We start from the raw sequence: 249 nt of genomic DNA on the forward strand, positions 1-249 counted from the left end.
CGCGGTCGCCTTTCGTGCGCGGCAGGTACAGCGTCATGCCGCGGCCGGCTTCAACGGCTACGTGCTCGATCCGCAGCCGGCTGAGTTCGTCGGAGCGAAAGCCGCGCCAGAAGCCCAGCAGCACTAGGGCCCGGTTGCGAATGCACGCACTGCGGTCGCGCTCGTCTGCTTCCCTGGCGATCCGCTCATCGAGCCACGCTGTGAGCTTTTCGAGCTGCGCGAGCTGCATGGGCTTCGCCCGCTTCTCGG

General features: G+C 67.9%; 1 pseudogene. It reads right to left on the reverse strand.

Annotation, left to right across the window (positions count from 1 at the left end):
- Positions 1-229 (reverse strand): annotated as a pseudogene (locus VSR68_RS42720) (Tn3 family resolvase); the annotation flags it as partial.
- Positions 230-249 lie beyond the last annotated feature (20 nt).

The sequence above is a fragment of the Paraburkholderia phymatum genome (assembly GCF_038900715.1).
GTDB lineage: Bacteria > Pseudomonadota > Gammaproteobacteria > Burkholderiales > Burkholderiaceae > Paraburkholderia > Paraburkholderia phymatum_A.